At 69.5% G+C, this 16,318-nt stretch carries 20 protein-coding genes; 15 read left to right on the top strand and 5 right to left on the bottom strand.

The window, feature by feature from the left end; translation table 11 throughout:
• The first annotated feature begins 39 nt into the window (after positions 1-39).
• Genes wecB through BM290_RS46265 form a run of 4 tightly spaced genes read left to right on the top strand, consistent with a single transcriptional unit; the run spans position 40 to position 3,660 of the window.
• The gene (gene wecB / locus BM290_RS46280; protein WP_093622391.1) at positions 40-1,221 is read left to right on the top strand and encodes a non-hydrolyzing UDP-N-acetylglucosamine 2-epimerase; all 1,182 of its coding nucleotides are present in this window, start codon (positions 40-42) and stop codon (positions 1,219-1,221) included.
• On the top strand, positions 1,221-2,843 hold the full coding sequence (locus BM290_RS46275; protein ID WP_093622390.1) for a DUF2334 domain-containing protein: 1,623 nt from the start codon (positions 1,221-1,223) through the stop codon (positions 2,841-2,843). The genes wecB and BM290_RS46275 overlap by 1 nt, the downstream gene beginning before the upstream one ends.
• Positions 2,844-2,857: 14 nt before the next feature.
• A complete protein-coding gene (locus BM290_RS46270) occupies positions 2,858-3,199 on the top strand; it encodes a hypothetical protein (protein WP_239144144.1) in 342 nt (113 codons plus the stop codon).
• 38 nt (positions 3,200-3,237) lie between these two features.
• Positions 3,238-3,660 carry a VOC family protein gene (locus tag BM290_RS46265; protein ID WP_093622413.1) on the top strand — a complete coding sequence of 141 codons (423 nt, stop codon included), beginning with the start codon at positions 3,238-3,240 and terminating at the stop codon, positions 3,658-3,660.
• Here the strand turns inward: BM290_RS46265 and BM290_RS46260 are convergent.
• Positions 3,653-4,402 (bottom strand): dienelactone hydrolase family protein, encoded by a 750-nt coding sequence (locus BM290_RS46260; protein ID WP_093622388.1) that lies wholly within the window; start codon positions 4,400-4,402, stop codon positions 3,653-3,655. The genes BM290_RS46265 and BM290_RS46260 overlap by 8 nt on opposite strands.
• Positions 4,403-4,491: 89 nt before the next feature.
• On the opposite strand from BM290_RS46260, the gene BM290_RS46255 reads away from it, so the two are divergent.
• On the top strand, positions 4,492-5,055 hold the full coding sequence (locus BM290_RS46255) for a TetR/AcrR family transcriptional regulator (protein ID WP_093622387.1): 564 nt from the start codon (positions 4,492-4,494) through the stop codon (positions 5,053-5,055).
• Between the two features lie 82 nt (positions 5,056-5,137).
• Complete coding sequence (locus BM290_RS46250) at positions 5,138-6,601, top strand: cellulose binding domain-containing protein (RefSeq protein WP_093622386.1); 1,464 nt, start codon at positions 5,138-5,140, stop codon at positions 6,599-6,601.
• 58 nt (positions 6,602-6,659) lie between these two features.
• Here BM290_RS46250 and BM290_RS46245 read toward each other — a convergent pair whose 3' ends face one another.
• Entirely contained in the window at positions 6,660-7,268 is a 609-nt protein-coding gene (locus BM290_RS46245) for a TetR/AcrR family transcriptional regulator (protein ID WP_093622385.1), read from the bottom strand.
• A gap of 105 nt (positions 7,269-7,373) precedes the next feature.
• Between BM290_RS46245 and BM290_RS46240 the strand changes: the two genes are divergently transcribed.
• The 4 genes from BM290_RS46240 (at position 7,374) to BM290_RS46225 (ending at position 12,009) form a co-directional block, all read left to right on the top strand.
• On the top strand, positions 7,374-7,802 hold the full coding sequence (locus BM290_RS46240; protein ID WP_093622384.1) for a MarR family winged helix-turn-helix transcriptional regulator: 429 nt from the start codon (positions 7,374-7,376) through the stop codon (positions 7,800-7,802).
• Positions 7,799-9,358, top strand: coding sequence for an MDR family MFS transporter (locus tag BM290_RS46235; protein WP_093622383.1), 1,560 nt, complete (start codon positions 7,799-7,801; stop codon positions 9,356-9,358). Before BM290_RS46240 ends, BM290_RS46235 begins: the two co-directional genes overlap by 4 nt.
• Before the next feature lie 142 nt (positions 9,359-9,500).
• The gene (locus BM290_RS46230) at positions 9,501-11,075 is read left to right on the top strand and encodes a GGDEF domain-containing protein (protein ID WP_093622382.1); all 1,575 of its coding nucleotides are present in this window, start codon (positions 9,501-9,503) and stop codon (positions 11,073-11,075) included.
• Between the two features lie 112 nt (positions 11,076-11,187).
• Complete coding sequence (locus BM290_RS46225) at positions 11,188-12,009, top strand: SAM-dependent methyltransferase (RefSeq protein ID WP_093622381.1); 822 nt, start codon at positions 11,188-11,190, stop codon at positions 12,007-12,009.
• Between the two features lie 188 nt (positions 12,010-12,197).
• Here the strand turns inward: BM290_RS46225 and BM290_RS46220 are convergent, their stop codons facing one another.
• Both BM290_RS46220 and BM290_RS46215 read right to left on the bottom strand, forming a co-directional pair.
• A complete protein-coding gene (locus BM290_RS46220) occupies positions 12,198-12,449 on the bottom strand; it encodes a hypothetical protein (RefSeq protein WP_239144143.1) in 252 nt (83 codons plus the stop codon).
• 103 nt (positions 12,450-12,552) lie between these two features.
• A complete protein-coding gene (locus tag BM290_RS46215; protein ID WP_143134225.1) occupies positions 12,553-12,801 on the bottom strand; it encodes a hypothetical protein in 249 nt (82 codons plus the stop codon).
• Positions 12,802-13,066: 265 nt separating this feature from the next.
• On the opposite strand from BM290_RS46215, the gene BM290_RS46210 reads away from it, so the two are divergent.
• Entirely contained in the window at positions 13,067-13,303 is a 237-nt protein-coding gene (locus BM290_RS46210; RefSeq protein WP_093622379.1) for a DUF397 domain-containing protein, read from the top strand.
• A 36-nt stretch (positions 13,304-13,339) separates the two neighbouring features.
• On the opposite strand, the gene BM290_RS46205 is transcribed toward BM290_RS46210, so the two are convergent.
• Entirely contained in the window at positions 13,340-14,230 is an 891-nt protein-coding gene (locus BM290_RS46205) for a helix-turn-helix domain-containing protein (protein WP_093622378.1), read from the bottom strand.
• Between the two features lie 272 nt (positions 14,231-14,502).
• Here BM290_RS46205 and BM290_RS46200 point away from each other — a divergent pair, with 272 nt between their 5' ends.
• From BM290_RS46200 to BM290_RS46190, 4 genes are all read left to right on the top strand, one after another.
• On the top strand, positions 14,503-14,802 hold the full coding sequence (locus BM290_RS46200; protein WP_093622377.1) for a hypothetical protein: 300 nt from the start codon (positions 14,503-14,505) through the stop codon (positions 14,800-14,802).
• The gene (locus BM290_RS48980) at positions 14,799-14,954 is read left to right on the top strand and encodes a hypothetical protein (RefSeq protein ID WP_177320192.1); all 156 of its coding nucleotides are present in this window, start codon (positions 14,799-14,801) and stop codon (positions 14,952-14,954) included. Before BM290_RS46200 ends, BM290_RS48980 begins: the two co-directional genes overlap by 4 nt.
• 10 nt (positions 14,955-14,964) lie before the next feature.
• The gene (locus BM290_RS46195; protein ID WP_093622376.1) at positions 14,965-15,300 is read left to right on the top strand and encodes a winged helix-turn-helix transcriptional regulator; all 336 of its coding nucleotides are present in this window, start codon (positions 14,965-14,967) and stop codon (positions 15,298-15,300) included.
• 236 nt (positions 15,301-15,536) lie between these two features.
• Complete coding sequence (locus tag BM290_RS46190; RefSeq protein WP_239144142.1) at positions 15,537-16,172, top strand: malonic semialdehyde reductase; 636 nt, start codon at positions 15,537-15,539, stop codon at positions 16,170-16,172.
• The last annotated feature ends 146 nt before the right edge of the window (positions 16,173-16,318 follow it).

The raw sequence follows: 16,318 nt of genomic DNA, 5'->3' as shown, positions 1-16,318 counted from the left end.
TCCCCCCTTCAGTAACGAACGAGAGAAAAGGCTCCCCCCGTGTCTCGTGAAGTCCACCTCGTCGGCGGCACCCGCCCCGAAGCCGTCAAGCTCGCCCCCGTCGCCCTCGCCATGCGGGAGGCCGGCCTGCTCACCCCGATCCTGCTGGCCAGCGGTCAGCACCCCACGATGGTCACCCAGGCGCTCGCCGCCTTCGACCTGGCGCCGGACATCACCCTCCAGGTCGAGCGGGAGACCGGCAGCCAGGCCGAGCTGCTCACCGCGATGATCCGCGAGCTGGACGAGCTCTGGTCGGTACGCACCCCGGCCGCCGTGATCGTGCAGGGCGACACCACGACGAGCCTGGCCGGCGCCCTCGCGGCGTTCTGGCGGCGCATCCCGGTCGTCCATCTGGAGGCCGGCCTGCGCTCCGGCGACCTGGAGTCGCCGTTCCCGGAGGAGGGCAACCGCCGCCTGGTCGCCCAGGTCGCCGCCCTGCACCTGGCGCCGACGCCGCTGGCCGCGATGAACCTGCTGGACGAGAAGATCCCGGTGACCGACGTGCTGATCACCGGCAACACGGTGGTCGACGCGACACTGGCGGTGGCCGCCCGCAAGCTGCCCTACGAGAACGCCGACGTGGCCGCCGCCCGGGCCACGGGCACGAACCGCCTGGTCCTGGTGACCGCGCACCGCCGCGAGTCGTGGGGCGAGCCGCTGGACCGGATCCTGTCCGCGGTCAAGGAGCTGATCGCCCGCTACGACGACATCGACGTGATCCTGCCCAGCCACCCCAACCCGGCGGTCCGCGAGCAGGTGGACGCCGCCCTGGCCGGGGTGGAGCGGGTGACGGTCACCGACCCGCTGCCCTACCCGGACCTGGCCCGGCTGCTCTCCGAGGCGTACCTGGTGCTCACCGACTCGGGCGGCATCCAGGAGGAGGCCCCGTCCTTCGGGGTGCCGGCGCTGGTGCTGCGGGACGTGACCGAGCGGGTCGAGTCGCTGCACGCCGGCTGCGCCAAGCTGGTCGGCTCGGACCCCGGGTTGATCGTGTCGGAGGCGTCGCTGCTGCTGGAGAGCCGGACCCGCCGGGACGCCATGACGGCCGGCGGCAACCCGTACGGCGATGGTCTCGCCGCGCAGCGCACCGCCCAGGCCACCGCCGCTCTTCTCGGTCTCGCGAGTTTCCCCGAGGCCATGCCCGTCGCCCCGTCCGCCCTCACGTCCGGAGCCGTCGCCTGATGCGTAACGCCATCGTCTCCCGCCGCAACGTTCTCGTCGCCGGCGCAGCCGCGGCCGCGGTCGCCGCGGTCGGCTTCAGCACCATCGAGGCGGACGCCGCCACCTCCACCGCCACCACCGCGGCGGTCAAGACCGGCAAGGCGGCTCCCGGCGGGGGCACGGCCAAGACCCTGGTGTTGTACGACACCACGGGCGACTTCGGCTGGCTGGGCGAGGTCTACGCGACCCAGGTGGCGAACCTGAGCTCGCACTTCGGCGCCTGGACGGCCGCCCCGGTGACCGGCTACAAGGCCGGCGACCTGGCGAACTACTCGGCCGTGATCTACCTGGGCTCGACCTACGACGAGCCGCTGCCGGCCGCGTTCCTGGCCGACGTGGCCGCCACCACGAAGCCGGTGATCTGGGTCCGCGACAACGTGTGGCAGCTGACCAAGGTGGACGGTTTCGCGGCGCGGTTCGGTTTCACCAGCGGCCTCTACGACTTCGCCGACGTGGCCGAGGTGTCCTACAAGGGCCGCTCGCTGACCCGCGGCGCGGACAACAAGTCGGGCCTGATGAACCTGTCGGTCACCGACACCTCCAAGGTCACCACGCTGGCCGCCGCGAAGCGGGCCGACGGGTCCACCCTGCCGTGGGCGGTGCGGTCCGCGAACCTGACCTACGTCAGCGAGATCCCGTTCTCGTACGTCACCCACGACGACCGCTACCTGATCTTCGCGGACCTGCTCTTCGACGCCCTCGCCCCGAGCACCCCGGAGCGGCACCGGGCCCTGATCCGGATCGAGGACATCGGCCCGGACTCGGACCCGGACGAGCTGAAGGCGATCGCCGACTACCTGTCGTCGCAGAAGGTGCCGTTCAGCGTCGCCGTCTACCCGCGGTACCGGGACCCGAAGGGCGCCCTGAACGACGGCAAGCCCGAGGACTACACGCTGGCGAAGAAGCCGGCGGTGGTGGCCGCCCTGAAGTACATGCAGGCCAAGGGCGGCACGCTGCTGATGCACGGCTACACCCACCAGTACGGCTCGGTGGCCAACCCCTACGACGGGGTGAGCGCCAACGACTTCGAGTTCTTCATGGCGCACGTCGACGGCAACGACCGGGTGGTCTACGACGGCCCGGTGAAGGAGGACTCGGTCGCCTGGGCCACCGCGCGGATGGTCGCCTCCGGGGCGGTCTTCGCGGCCACCGGGCTCGGCACCCCGAAGATCTTCGAGTTCCCGCACTACGCGGCCAGCCCGGCCGACTACCAGGCGGCGAACACGCTCTTCGGCAAGCGGTACGACCGGGGCCTCTACTTCCCGGGTGTGCTGACCGGCGCGAAGTACGACTACCCGCGCCAGTTCGGCCAGTTCTTCCCGTACACCGTGCGGGACGTGTACGGCTCGGTCGTGGTGCCGGAGAACATCGGCAACGTGGAGCCGGACGCCTACAACGGGCACCCGTCGCGGCTGCCGGCCGACCTGATCGCCAGCGCCGAGCGCAACCTGGTGATCCGGGACGGTGTGGCGAGCCTCTTCTACCACGGGTATCTCGGCACCGACTACCTCAAGCAGCTGGTTCCGGGCATCATCAAGGCCGGGTACACCTTCGTGAGCGCCGAAACCATGCTGAACGGCTGACAATCGTGGACGTAGTGGATCTCTGGGTCAGGTCGTGGACCGGCGACGACCTGCCCGGGGCACGCAGACTGCTCGCACCGGACGTGGAGGCCGAGTGGAACCTCGACGCGCCGGTGGACGAGGAGGAACTGCTCCAGGTGCTGCACCGGATCATCGCGTTCGCGGACGGCGTCACCGTGGTGGCCCGGACCGACGCGGTGGACGGCGCGGCACTGATCTACGACCTGGCGGCGCCGTTCGGCACGGCCCGCCTGGTCGAGTTCCTCGGGGTCCAGCAGGAGAAGATCAACGAGGTACGGCACGTGTACGACGTGACCGCGATCGACAGGTACTTCCCCGGCCTCTACGCCAATTAGGCCGGATGCTGTCCTGATTCGCCGGTAGCGTGCGGTTCATGGCTTACGACTTCCAGGTCACCGTGGACTGCACCGAACCGCACACGCTCGCCGACTGGTGGGCCGAGACGCTCGGCTGGACCGTGGAGCCCCAGGACGAGGCGTTCATCAAGGACATGGTCGCCAAGGGGTACGCCACCGACGACGAGACCACCCACCACAACGGGAAGCTGGTCTGGCGTACCGGCGCGGCGATCCTGCACCCGGAGAACGGCCGGCGGCTGCTGTTCCAGTTCGACGAGGCCGCCAAGACGGTGAAGAACCGCTGGCACGTCGACGTCCGGGTGGGTGCCGAGAATCGGGACGCCGAGCGCGACAAACTGCTCGCGCGCGGCGCCACCTTCCTCTGGGAGGCCAGTCAGGGACCGCACTCGTGGTTCACGATGGCCGACCCGGAGGGCAACGAGTTCTGCGTCAGCTGAGCCTGCGCCCCAGCAGCGGCAGCAACGCCGCCCAGTGCCGCTGCTCCGCCTCCGGGTGATGAACCGGCGTGTCGCTCATCGTGAACCCGTGCGAGGCGCCCTCGTAGAGCTCCGAGGTGTACTCCACCCCGGCCTCGGCGAGGGTGATCTCCAGAGCCTTGATCTGCTCCGGGGTCATCGAGCCGTCGTTGTCGGCGTGTCCGAAATAGACCTCGGCGGTCAGGTTGGGAATGGCCAGATGCGGGCTGTCCGGCTCGTCGGTGACCACCCCTCCGGCGTGGAAACTCGCCAGCGCGGCGAACCGGTTCGGGTGCTCCGTCGCCGCGACCAGCGCGTTCCGGCCGCCCATGCAGTACCCGACGATCCCGGCCGGCCCGTCCGCCACCTCGTCACGACCGGCGAGGAAGTCCAGGTAGGCGGCGGTGTCCGCACTGATCCGCTCGCGGGTGAGGTTTTTGATCATCGGCACTAGGCGACCGAAGGCGGCACCCCGCTTCTCCGCGTCGGTCAGCTCGTCCGGCGTGGTCAGCGGGCCGCGGGCGTCGCGGTAGAAGAGGTTCGGCACGAGCACCGCATACCCCTCGGCGGCGATCCGGGCGGCCATCTCCGCGAGGCGCGGCCGCAGACCGAACGCGTCCATGAAGAAGAGCACCGCCGGGAACGGCCCGGATCCCTCCGGCGTCACGAAGTACGCCTCGGTCGTACCGTCCGCGGCCGGCACCTCGATCTCGATCTGTGGCATTACCGCACCTCTCGTCCCGTTCGCCTCGATCATGCGGACGGTAACATCGGATCTCAGTCTTTCCCGCGGAACGTCGTATCCTGTGGCGCATGGCCACCCGGCTGCGCGCGGACGCCCGGCGTAATCGAGCGGCCCTGCTCGCCGCGGCGCGGGAGGTCTTCGCCGAGCAGGGTCTCGATGCCTCGCTGGACGAGATCGCCCGGCGGGCCGGTGTGGGCAACGCCACTCTCTACCGACGGTTCCCGAGCCGCCGGCATCTGATCGCCGAGGTCTTCGCGAGTCACATGACCGCGGCGGTCCAGCTCGCCGAGCAGGCGCTCGACCATCCCGACCCGTGGGCCGCCTTCGTCGGCTACCTCACTCGCGTCTGCGAGTTGCAGGCCACCGACCGCGGCCTGGCCGAGCTGCTGGTCACCTCGGCCTTCGACGACGACGAGCGGCTGGCGGGGCTGCGGTCCACCGCCTACCAGCGGGCCGTCGACGTGCTGACCCGGGCCCAGCGCGCCGGCCGGCTGCGTGCCGATTTCACCGGCCGTGACTTCGCGCTGCTGATGATGGCCAACGCGGGCGTGGCCCAGCACTCGGCCGATCCGCAGGCCTGGCGCCGGGCGCTGACGCTGGTGATCGGCGGCCTCGGCGCCAAGGCGATTTAAAGATCCTTAAGGGTACGGCCGGAGCACTCTTAAGCTGTCCGGCCGAAGAATCGACTCCGTCCTCGATCGATCGGAGTCCCCCATGCAACGCAGTCGTCTGCGGTTCGCCATCTACTCGTCGGCCGCGGTGCTGGCCGTCGGCGGCGGCATCGGCGCTGCGGTCGCCGCCACCACGGCACCCACACCCGGCTCGCTCACCGCTTCCTTCACCAAGGACAGCGACTGGGGCACCGGCTACCAGGCCAAGTACACGATCCGCAACGGCGGCGGGTCGGCCGTCGAGGGGTGGAAGCTGGTCTTCGGCCTGCCCGCGTCGGCCAAGGTGACGAGTTTCTGGGACACCACCATCACCGGCTCGGGCACCTCACGGACGGCTGCCAACGCGAGCTGGAACGGCACGGTACCGGCCGGGGCGACGGTCTCGTTCGGGTTCATCGTGACCGGCAGCGGCGCCCCGACGAGCTGCACGATCAACGGGGCGTCCTGCTCCGGCGGCGCCGCCACCCCGCCGCCGGCCACCGCGACCGCCACCCCGACGAGGACCGCGACGGCGACGCCCACTCCCACGAAGACCGCGACGGCCACCCCGACAAAGACCGCCACCGCCACCGCCACCGCCACCGCGACGGCCACGGCGACCGCGACGGCCACCACCCCGGCGGGCAGCGGTGTGCTGGTCGCGCCCTATGTGGACATGGGTCTGCTCTCCAACGGCGCGACCACCCTGTCGTCGCTGGCGTCCGGCGGCGGCGTCAAGTCGTTCAGCCTCGCCTTCGTAACCGGCGCCGGCTGCAAGGCGAGCTGGTTCGCCGCGTTCGACCCGCGGCAGAAACAGTTCGCCGACCAGATCGCGGCGATCCGTTCGGCCGGCGGGGACGTGAAGGTGTCCTTCGGTGGCGCGACCGGTGTCGAGCTGGCCCAGGCATGCACCAGCGTGCCCGCGCTGCAGGCCGAGTACCAGGCCGTCGTGGACGCGTACCGGCTCAAGTACATCGATCTGGACATCGAGGGCGCGGCCGTCGCCGACACCGCGTCGGTGGCCCGCCGCTCGACCGCCCTCGCCGCGCTGCAGAAGGCCAACCCCGGCCTGAAGATCTCGCTGACCCTGCCGGTGCTGCCCGAGGGCCTCACCGCGGACGGCCTCGCCGTGGTCCGGTCGGCGAAGAACGCCGGTGTCGACGTCGACCTGGTCAACATCATGGCGATGGACTACGGCCGCGCCGGCCAGGACTACGGCAACCTCGCCATCCAGGCCGTCGACTCGACCAAGGCGCAGATCAAGTCGATCTACGGCAACAGTGACGCGGCCGCGTACCGGATGGTCGGTGTCACGCCGATGATCGGGGTGAACGACGACAACGGCGTCTTCACCCAGGCCGACGCGCGTGACCTGGTCGCCCACGCCAACGCCAAGCACCTCGGGTTCGTGTCGCTGTGGGAGGCACACCGCGACAAGAACGCCTGCTCCGGCGCCCTCTTCCAGTGCACCAACGTGAACCAGACGTCCTTCGAGTTCACCCGGATCCTGGCCGGCTTCAAGGGCTGATCGGCACCTCCCAGACGAGCGCGGCTCCGGGTGACCCCACCTCGGAGCCGCGCTCTCGTCATGTCTGGGCGGCGAACCCCTCGCCCGCCATCGCCAGGGAGTCGCGGGCCACATCCCAGAACCGGCGCTCGGCCGGATGCTCCAGCCAGACGTTGAGGGACACCCGCAGAACGGCCAGGAAGGTGGCGGCGACGAGCTTCGCTCGTACCCCCGACGGGTCTTGATCCTTGAATCGGACCGCGACCTCGCCGGCCAGCTCACGCTCGAGGGCGGTGAAGGTCTGCACCTGCGCCGCGGCCAGCGACGGGTGCTGGCGCACCAGGCGGCTCTGCGCGATCCACTCCGGATCGAGGTCGCCCAGCTCGGCGTAGAACTCGGCGGCCGCAGCGGTCAGCGCGGCCCAGGGCGGCTCGGCCGCCGGCCGGGCCCGGACCAGGCCGGAGAGCAGCAGCATCCGGCGCCGATCGCCGTGGAAGAGCGCCTCCTCCTTGTTCGCGAAGTAGTTGGAGAAGGTCCGCCGGGAGACACCGGCCAGATCGGCGATGGCGTCGACGGTGATCCGGTCCGGGCCGAGCTCCAGCGCCAGCCGCAACGCCGCCTCGTAGAGAGCCTGGCGGGTGGCCTCCTTCTTGCGTTCGCGAAGGCCCTGCTCGGTCGGCGCACTCATGATCTGAGCGTACCGGCGTGTGATTCAGTTCCCAGTGGGCAAAGTTGCGCAACAGGCAACTTCAGGTAGATAGTTGTATGCAGCAAGCATCACGAGGAGGCGGCCATGAACGAACGACGCGGACTCATGGACGCTTTCCATGACCTGCTCAAGGCCATCCGCCTCCTCAAACAGCAGCAGCCCACGATCGCGCCGCTCGGCATGCTGGCCGCGATCAGCCGTCACCAGCCGGCCGGCAGCTGCCACATGAAGGAACTCGCCGCCGAGCACGCCCTCGACCCGTCGACCGTCAGCCGCGCGGTCGCCGGCCTGGTCCGCGACGGGCTGGTGCTCCGCGTCGCCGACCCGTCCGACGGCCGCGCCAGCACCCTGCAGCTCACCGACCGGGGCATCACCGTCCTCGACGAGGTCCGCGGCCACTACGAGCAGCAGATAGCCGCGGCACTGCGGGACTGGACGCCCGAGGAGATCACCACGCTCACCACGTCACTCAACCGATTCGCCAACGACCTGATCCTGGAGGCCTCCCGATGAGCGCAACCACAGTCGATCGGGTGGAGCAGCAGGGCCCGATGAGCCACCGCGAGATCATGGAGGCACTGTCCGGCCTTCTGCTCGTGCTCTTCGTGGCGATGGCCAGCTCCACCATCGTCTCCACCGCCCTCCCGAAGATCATCGGTGATCTCGAGGGCACCCAGACGCAGTACACCTGGGTGGTCACCGCGACCCTGCTGACCGCCACCGCGTCCACCCCGATCTGGGGCAAGCTGGCCGACCTCTACAGCAAGAAGATCCTGGTCCAGGCCTCGATCGTCGTCTTCATCCTGGGCTCGCTGATCGCCGGCTTCACGCAGAACACCGAGCAGCTCATCGCCGCCCGCGCCTTCCAGGGCCTCGGCATGGGTGGTGTGCAGGCGCTGGTGCAGGTCGCCATCGCCGCGATGATCCCGCCCCGGGAGCGCGGCCGCTACAACGGCTACCTCGGTGGCGTGATGGCGCTGGCCACGGTCGGTGGCCCGCTGCTCGGCGGCGTGATCGTCGACACCGACGCGCTCGGCTGGCGCTGGTGCTTCTTCATCGGCGCGCCGTTCGCGGTGATCGCCCTGATCGTCCTGCAGAAGACCCTGCACCTGCCGGTGATGCGCCGCGACAACGTGAAGATCGACTACCTGGGCGCGTCACTGATCGCGGCCGGCGTCAGCGTCATCCTGGTCTGGGTGTCCTTCGTCGACGACTCGTTCGCCTGGCTCTCCTGGCAGACCGCGGCCATGGTCGGCGGCGGCGTGCTCCTGCTGGCCCTGGCCACCTGGGTCGAGTCCCGGGTCGCCGAGCCGGTCGTGCCGCTGCCCATCGTCCGCGAGCGCACCACGACGCTGGCCATCATCGGCAGCCTCGCGGTCGGCATGGCGATGTTCGGCGGCTCGGTCTTCCTCGGTCAGTATTTCCAGATCGGCCGGGGCTACAGTCCCACCGAGGCCGGCCTGCTGATGATCCCGATGATGGCCGGCGTGCTGGTCTCCTCGACGGTCGCGGGCCGGCTGATCACCAAGAGCGGGCGGATCAAGCCGTACGTGGTGGCCGGCACGATCATCCTGGTCGCCGGGTTCAGCGCGCTCTCGTTCCTCGACCACGACACCCCGCTCTGGTACATCGGCACCGCGATGGCCGTCGTCGGCATCGGGGTCGGCATGTCCATGCAGAACCTGGTCCTCGCCGTGCAGAACACCGTCGCGCTCAAGGACATCGGCGCGGCCAGCTCCACGGTCGCCTTCTTCCGGTCGCTCGGCGGCACGATCGGCGTCTCGGTGCTCGGGGCGGTCCTCGCGCGGCACGTGTCCGACTCGATGACCGAGCAGCTCACCGCGATGGGCGTGCCGGCCGGCGCGGCGTCGAGCGGGGGCGGCAGCCTCAACCTGAGCAGCCTGCCGGAGGCGATCCAGCACGTGGTACGGGTCGCGTACGGCGACGCCACCGGTCACATCTTCCTGATCTCGGCCGCGGTGGCCGTGGTCGGTGTGATCGCCGCGGTGGCGATGAAGCCGACGAAGCTGCGGTCGACCGTCGACCTGGCGCCCGCCCCGGCCGAATAGGGCACAGATCACGCCGTACTCCCTGGGGTCAGCTCCTCACGCAGAGCTAGCCTCGGGGAGCCCGGCGTTTCCCTCAACCGCGCCTTTCGCGTGCCGATGGCCTCGCTGAGGAAATGCACGCGCCGGAGGAGGGAGGCGGTTGATGGAGTTCCCGATCGACGCCGACATGCTTTCGGCTGCCCTTCTCGACATCGAGGACAGACGCTCCTGGGATGCCGACGCCGAGCTGGCGCGGGCCATCCGTCTGGAAGAGGCGGCCCAGGTGCTCGGCGATCCACTGCTGATCGCGCGAGCCCGGCTCTGTCAGGCCAACATGCGGATGCGCCTCGGCGACATCAGCGCGGCCACCGAGCAGATCTGGCAGATCCACGAGTGGGTGGTGGCCAACGACGCACGGGTCCTGATGGCCCGCATGCATGTGCTCTGGGCCTACATCCACCAGCACCTCGGCGACGCCGAGCAGTCACTGGAGCATGCGCTGCTCGCGGTCGAGCTGCTCGACGACGACTGCACCACGCACATGCACATCTGGCACCGCACCAAGCTGGCCGACGCCTTCTGGGCGGCCGGCTCGATGGACGCGGCTCGCATCCGATATGCGCAGGCGGAGGAGCTGGCCGTGCTCTCCGGCCACCCGGCCCTGCTGTGCCTGCTCAACAATCACGCCTACGCGGAGTACGACTCGGGCAACCAGCGGCGCGCCCAGGAGGTGGCGGACCGTCTGCTGCGACTCGCCGACGAGTGGGACATGACGCTCGAGCCGGCCTACCTCGACACGATCGGCTCGATCCAGATCGGCAACGGGCGCTACGCCGAGGCGGAGCGCACCCTGACCCTGTGCCTGGAGCGGCATGCCGAGGGCCGGTGGGACGATGCGAACGATCTCTCGCAGTACCTGGTGACCCTGGCGCAGGCGCAGCGCGGCCTGGGCCTGTTCGACGCGGCGCAGACCAGCCTCGACGACGCCCTCCAGCACTGCATCGAGCGTGATCTCGGTGAGTCGCTGGTCCGGCTGCACCAGGAGCAGGCCGAGCTGCACGCGGCCCGCGGTGACTTCGCGGCCGCCTTCGCCGCGCACAAGACCTTCTTCACCGAGTATCAGAACCTGCACTCGCTCCAGCGCGAAGCGCGGACCCGGACGAGGCAGGCGATGTTCGAGACGGTCGAGGCCCGGCAGGAGGCCGAGCGCTTCCGCGAGCAGGCCCGCCGCGACCCGCTCACCGGCCTGCACAACCGCCGGCACATCGACGAGAGCCTGCCCGGCCTGATCGACTCCGATCCCGGCCTGACCCTCGCGCTCGTCGACCTCGACCACTTCAAGCAGATCAACGACCGGCTCTCGCACAACGTGGGTGACCAGGTCCTGGTGCGGGTGGCCGGGATGCTCGCCGACGGGGTGGCAGCCGGCTGCCCGGGGGGTTTCGCCGCCCGGATGGGTGGTGAGGAGTTCCTGATCGTGCTGCCCGGCACCACCGCCGGCCGGGCAGTCGCCCTGCTCGACAAGATCCGCCGCACGGTGCGCGACCACGACTGGCACGGCATCACCCGCGGCCTGCCGGTGACCGTCAGCATCGGCGTCGCCACCAGCGCGGAGACCCCCGTCCCGACACAGCCCTCCCTACTGTCCACTGCGGACAGTCATCTGTACGCTGCGAAGCACGCCGGACGTGATCGTGTCGTGTCGGCCGCGCCCCGGGGCTACGCCTCCGCCGCCTGAAAACGGGATTCCGGGGGTTAAGTCGGTCGATCGTTGCGGCTAGGCTGGGCTGGGTCGTGACGCGGCGTGTCGACGCGAGGTGTCGCCGCGTTCTTTTGCAAGGAGGCGGGTCGTGGCAGAGGGCAGTTCCGCACCTACCGAGGTCGCCCCGCCCGGGGTCAACATCAACGCTCCACACTCGGCCCGCATCTACGACTACTGGCTGGGCGGCAAGGACAACTTCGCCGTCGACCGGGCCGTCGGCGAGGCGATGATCCAGGCCATCCCCGGTATGCGGTACATGGCGAAGGAGAACCGGAAGTTCGTCCACCGGGTCGCCCGTGACCTGGTGCGCAAAGAGGGCATCCGCCAGTTCCTCGACATCGGCACCGGCATCCCCACCCGGCCCAACCTGCACGAGGTCGCGCAGGGCATCGAGCCGGCGACGCGGGTGGTCTATGTGGACAATGACCCGATCGTGCTGGTGCACGCCCGCGCCCTGATGCTCAGCCACCCGTCCGGCCGCAGTGAATACATCGCCGCCGACATCCGCGAGCCGAAATCCATCCTGACGAACGAGGCACTGCGGGACGCCATCGATCTGCGGGAGCCGGTCGGGCTCACCCTGATCGCGATCCTCATGCTGCTGTCCGACGCCGACGACCCGTGGTCGAAGGTGGCCGAGCTGTGTGACGCCCTGCCGTCCGGCAGCTGCCTGGCGATCACCCACCCGACCGCCGACTTCAATCCCGACGAGGTGAATGCCGCGGTCGCCGCCGCCACCGGGGCCGGGATGACCCTGGTCGCCCGGACTCGTGAGGCGGTCGAGCGGTTCTTCGGTGACTGGGAGATGCTGGAGCCGGGCGTGTCCCCGGTGTCGGCGTGGCGGCCGGACGAGCCGGTCGACAATCCCGAGGCCGCCTACTACTGGGCCGGAGTGGCCCGCAAGCCGTAGGGGCGGGCAGCGACCGCTTCCCGACCCGGCGTGCGGCCAGCGACTGATTTCAGGCCCTCCGCGGCCCAGCGACGATTCAGACCCGGCGGGCGACCCAGTGAACTGATCTCCGGCCCGGTGCGCGGCCCAGCGACGTATTCAGACCGGGTGGGCGGCCCAGCACGGGGAACCGCGCCGCCCACCCGGCGTCAGACGGGTGTGCTGCTGCGCAACACCCGCAAGCGTGGCCGCTTGGCGGCGGGCGGGACGGGCACACACGCCGCACGGACCAGCATCTCCCGTACGGCGCCCGCACGTCCGAAACGATCGATCACGACACCTCGGACGCCGAGCCAGTAGTCACCCTCGTGGGGGATGGGCTTGGCCCAGTTCACCCATTCGAGGCGGAGCCGGATCGGCCCGATGCCGTAGCAGTAATCCGACTCGGCGAACTCGTACACCGGCCAGGCGGGCCCACTGGGCCGCAGGCGGTTGCCGCGGACGTGTGGGGCCCGCGCCTGCGGGGGCCGGGCAGGTCGCTGCTGGCGGTGGCAACGAACGAGCTCAGTCGCGCGCGTCGGACTCATCCTCCTCGACAGGCGGTCTCCGGACGGTCGTCCCGCCGGGCCGGCTCAACGCATACCTGACCCCTCCGAACCGGTGCGTCACCATGGTCGCCCGAGTCGACGCCGCGAACACCTCGTCGGTGAACGGCGCGTCCCGGTGAACCAGCGAGTTTCCCCAGCGCGGCCCATCGACCACGCCGGAGCCACCCGGCTCGGGGTGTTCGGGGCCGGTGTTCGGTATCGACATTGCTTGTCACCTCTCGCTAAGGACGCCCCCGCCAGGGAGCCTCGCGCCGAGGCCGCAGACTGTCGCTCCGCGACCGACCCGTCACCTAAAGATGTCACCCTGAGTGACACCCCTAGGGAGTAGTACGTGCGTTATCATGCTCAGAATCCCGTGACTACGCAAGGCCAGATGCACGTGCATTTGCATCGACGACCTGAATTGGGCACGCGGACACCACCGACTCCGGATCGATGGGCGATCCGGGGGCAAATCTAGGGAGCTTGGAATGACCAACGTGGTCAACGGCATGCCCGCCGGCGATCTGCAGGGAGTCACCTGGCAGAAGAGCCGCCGCAGCAACCCGAGCGGCAACTGCGTTGAGTGCGCCGTCCTGCCCAACGGCGACGTCGCTGTGCGTAACTCCCGGGATCCCGAGGGTGCTGCACTGATCTACAACCGCGCCGAGATCGAGGCCTTCCTCGGCGGCGTCCGCGACGGAGACTTCGACAACCTCATCGCCTGATACTTCCCTGCGACGCTCTCCGTCGGCCGCTCGGTCTCAGACCGGGCGGCCGACCTCGTTCAGCAGCTTGCCCAGGATCTCGGGAGTGTGGTTCGGCGGCTCGGCGTCGATACAGACCCGCTCCATCGCCATCGCGTAGTGATCCACGTCCTCACGCTTGTCCAGGTAGATCGCGCTGGTCAGCTGCTCCACATAGACCACGTCGGGCAGCTCCGGCTCGGGGAACCGCAGGATCGCGAACGGCCCGCCCGCCGCGGCATGCCCGCCGGCCAGGAACGGGATGATCTGCAGCCGGACACCCGGCAGCTTCGAGGCCTCGATCAGCGCCTCGATCTGGGCGCGCATCACGTCGACGCCGCCGATCGGGCGCCGCAGGACCGCCTCGTCGATCACCGCCCACAGCTGGGGCCCACCCGAACGGGTGAGGATCTGCTGCCGCTGCCGCCGCACGTCGACCCGGCGGTTGATCTCGTCGGCGCTGGCGCCGGCATGACCCAGCATGATCACGGCCCGCGCGTAGTCGGGAGTCTGCAGCAGACCGGGAACGAACTGGATCTCGTAGGTCCGGATCAGCGAGGCGGCCGCCTCGAGCCCCAGATAGGCCTGGAACCAGTTCGGCAGAACGTCGCCGAAGTGCTGCCACCAGCCGGGGTTATTGGCCTGACGGGCGAGCCCGATCAGCGCGTCACGCTCCGCGGAGTCGGACACCCCATACATGGTCAACAGATCGGCGACGTCGCGTTCCTTGAAACTGACCCGGCCGAGCTCCATCCGGCTGATCTTGGAACCGGAGGCGCGGATCTCGTAGCCGGCCGCCTCCCGGGTGATCCCTCTCGACTCCCGCAGCTTACGAAGCTGGGAACCGAGCAGGATGCGCAGCACCGTGGGGCCGCCGCCCGGCGCCTCCTCCAGCGAACCCGCGCTCACCTGACTCCTCGTCGCTGCTTTGTGACTGCCCGGCGCAGCCTTACGCATCCTAGAGCGGAGATCGTCAACGACGAAACCGGTCCGTTCGTCCCCTTCACGCCGCACGCCGTTGCGGATGCACGTGCAGACGGCCTTGCGAACGCACTTGATGACGAGCATGATAGCTGACAGACACGATCCGACCGCTGACACAGCGTGCCGAAAACTTCGCCTGCTCAGATGTTGCGTCGCGTCCCGGCAAGAGTCCGCCTCAAGCCATTGGAGGCATTTCCATGCCGAACCTGACGGCGTCCACGCCCACCGTGACCCCGGTGCACCGCGATCCGGCCGAGGTCGCCCCGGCCGAGAGCTACCGGCCTGCCGACCCGGTGTGGGTATATAAGGACGGCTGGCGGGCCGGCATCATCGAGGCGGCCTCCCCCCGTGCGGTCACCGTCACCTACCAGCCGAGCAACCACCGCGGCACCGGCGTCGACACGTTCACCGCGCCGTATGTGACGTTCCGGGCCGACAGTGCCCCCGACCTCGACCAGCGCGGTCTGCGGCTGGTCCGCCGGAGCCCGCTGACATGACCGGCGCGGTCACCGTCTCCGCGGTCGTCGGCATGCTCAGCCTCTTCGCCGGCGTCGCCCTCGGGTGGTATTTGCGGAGCGGCGACGACGGCTGCATCGAGTGCGTCCCGCCCGAGCAGTTGCCCACCTCACTGCAGCGTCCGGGCGTGTAGTTTTGCATTCATGACAGTGGTCGACGAGCAGCACGCGTCGTGCGTGCGCCGTGATGCCGCCCTGTCCCGAGCCTTCGAGTTCCTAGGGCGCCGCTGGAATGCCGCAGTCCTGGGCAAACTTCGCGGCGAGCCGGTCGGTTTCCGCGACCTCTCCCGCAGCATCTCCGGCATCAGCGACTCGGTTCTCTCCAACCGCCTGTCCAGTCTGGCCACCGCCGGCCTGATCGTCCGCATCGTCGACGAAGGCCCGCCGGTGTCGGTCTCCTACGGCTTGACGCCGGCGGGGCACGCTTTGATGCCGGCCCTCGACCGCATCGCCGACTGGGCCGACGAGCACATCCCCTGATCTCTTCCGGTCGCTTTCCCTTGCGGTCCTTGGACACCCCATGGTGGTACGACCACCCGTTCCATGGATCCCACCCAGTCCCGTGGCCACCGCGCGACGCAGGCGGCCCGTCCCGCCCATCACCGCGCCTTTCTGGCGACAGCGTTCCCTCACCGTCGACTCCTCCCGACCGGGTGGTGATCGAGTTCACCGGGCGAGGAGTGGCTTTCTGCCGGTTAGTCGCTAGCTTTTTAGAAGTGGATACTCTTTCTGAAGCGAATCTGAACGCGGACACTCCCGCCCGGCCCCGGCTCGGTGACGACGGGCGGGCCCTGCTGTTCACCGAGGCCCGGACAGCCTCCTCGTTCGCATCGACGCCGGTGTCCGACGCTGAGCTCGCGGAAATCTGGGACCTGGCGAAGTGGCCGCCGACCGCCTCCAACACCCAGCCACTGCGGGTGCTCTACGTGCGTACCGAAGAGGGAAAGAACCGTCTCATCCCGCACCTGGCCGAAGGCAACCGGCCCAAGTCCCAGAGCGCGCCGGTCGTCGCGGTCCTGGCGCTGGACACGGCGTTCCACGAGTACGTGCCCGAGGTGTTCCCGCACAATCCCGGGCTGAAGGACACGTACGAGGCGAATGAGCCCTTGCGTCTCACCAACGGGACGTTCAGTGCCGCGCTGCAGGTCGGCTACTTCATTCTCGCGGCGCGTTCGATCGGACTGGTCGCGGGCCCGATGACCGGTTTCGACAAGGCCGGCGTCGACGCCGAGTTCTTCCCGGACGGGCGATACCGGTCGCTGGCGGTGGTGAACCTCGGCCACCCAGGGCCGACGCCGTGGCGAGCTCGTCTGCCGCGACTGGCGCCGGAGACCACCGTTCAGTGGGCTTGAAAAAACGGCCCGGCGATCGCCGGGCCGTTTCCTCGTGTTTTGACCGTTCTGTGGGCAGGGTGGTCTGGCGGTGTGGTGTGGGTGTGTTCGTGGTGCGGGGTGAGGGCTGTCATTTGCCCTTGTGGATGGCGTTGCGGCGGATGACT

This window comes from Actinoplanes philippinensis, from assembly GCF_900113015.1.
Classification (GTDB): Bacteria; Actinomycetota; Actinomycetes; order Mycobacteriales; family Micromonosporaceae; genus Actinoplanes; species Actinoplanes philippinensis.
Note: the sequence above shows the minus strand (reverse complement) of the source record. Positions and strands in the feature narration are given on the sequence as shown.

Excerpts from the sequence above, each read along its gene's own strand:
- BM290_RS46275 (WP_093622390.1), top strand. The coding sequence starts at position 1,221 with ATGCGTAACGCCATCGTCTCCCGCCGCAACGTTCTCGTCGCCGGCGCA.
- BM290_RS46265 (WP_093622413.1), top strand. The coding sequence starts at position 3,238 with ATGGCTTACGACTTCCAGGTCACCGTGGACTGCACCGAACCGCACACG.
- BM290_RS46260 (WP_093622388.1), bottom strand. The coding sequence starts at position 4,402 with ATGCCACAGATCGAGATCGAGGTGCCGGCCGCGGACGGTACGACCGAG.
- BM290_RS46255 (WP_093622387.1), top strand. The coding sequence starts at position 4,492 with ATGGCCACCCGGCTGCGCGCGGACGCCCGGCGTAATCGAGCGGCCCTG.
- BM290_RS46250 (WP_093622386.1), top strand. The coding sequence starts at position 5,138 with ATGCAACGCAGTCGTCTGCGGTTCGCCATCTACTCGTCGGCCGCGGTG.
- BM290_RS46245 (WP_093622385.1), bottom strand. The coding sequence starts at position 7,268 with ATGAGTGCGCCGACCGAGCAGGGCCTTCGCGAACGCAAGAAGGAGGCC.
- BM290_RS46240 (WP_093622384.1), top strand. The coding sequence starts at position 7,374 with ATGAACGAACGACGCGGACTCATGGACGCTTTCCATGACCTGCTCAAG.
- BM290_RS46235 (WP_093622383.1), top strand. The coding sequence starts at position 7,799 with ATGAGCGCAACCACAGTCGATCGGGTGGAGCAGCAGGGCCCGATGAGC.
- BM290_RS46230 (WP_093622382.1), top strand. The coding sequence starts at position 9,501 with ATGGAGTTCCCGATCGACGCCGACATGCTTTCGGCTGCCCTTCTCGAC.
- BM290_RS46215 (WP_143134225.1), bottom strand. The coding sequence starts at position 12,801 with ATGTCGATACCGAACACCGGCCCCGAACACCCCGAGCCGGGTGGCTCC.
- BM290_RS46210 (WP_093622379.1), top strand. The coding sequence starts at position 13,067 with ATGACCAACGTGGTCAACGGCATGCCCGCCGGCGATCTGCAGGGAGTC.
- BM290_RS46200 (WP_093622377.1), top strand. The coding sequence starts at position 14,503 with ATGCCGAACCTGACGGCGTCCACGCCCACCGTGACCCCGGTGCACCGC.
- BM290_RS48980 (WP_177320192.1), top strand. The coding sequence starts at position 14,799 with ATGACCGGCGCGGTCACCGTCTCCGCGGTCGTCGGCATGCTCAGCCTC.
- BM290_RS46195 (WP_093622376.1), top strand. The coding sequence starts at position 14,965 with ATGACAGTGGTCGACGAGCAGCACGCGTCGTGCGTGCGCCGTGATGCC.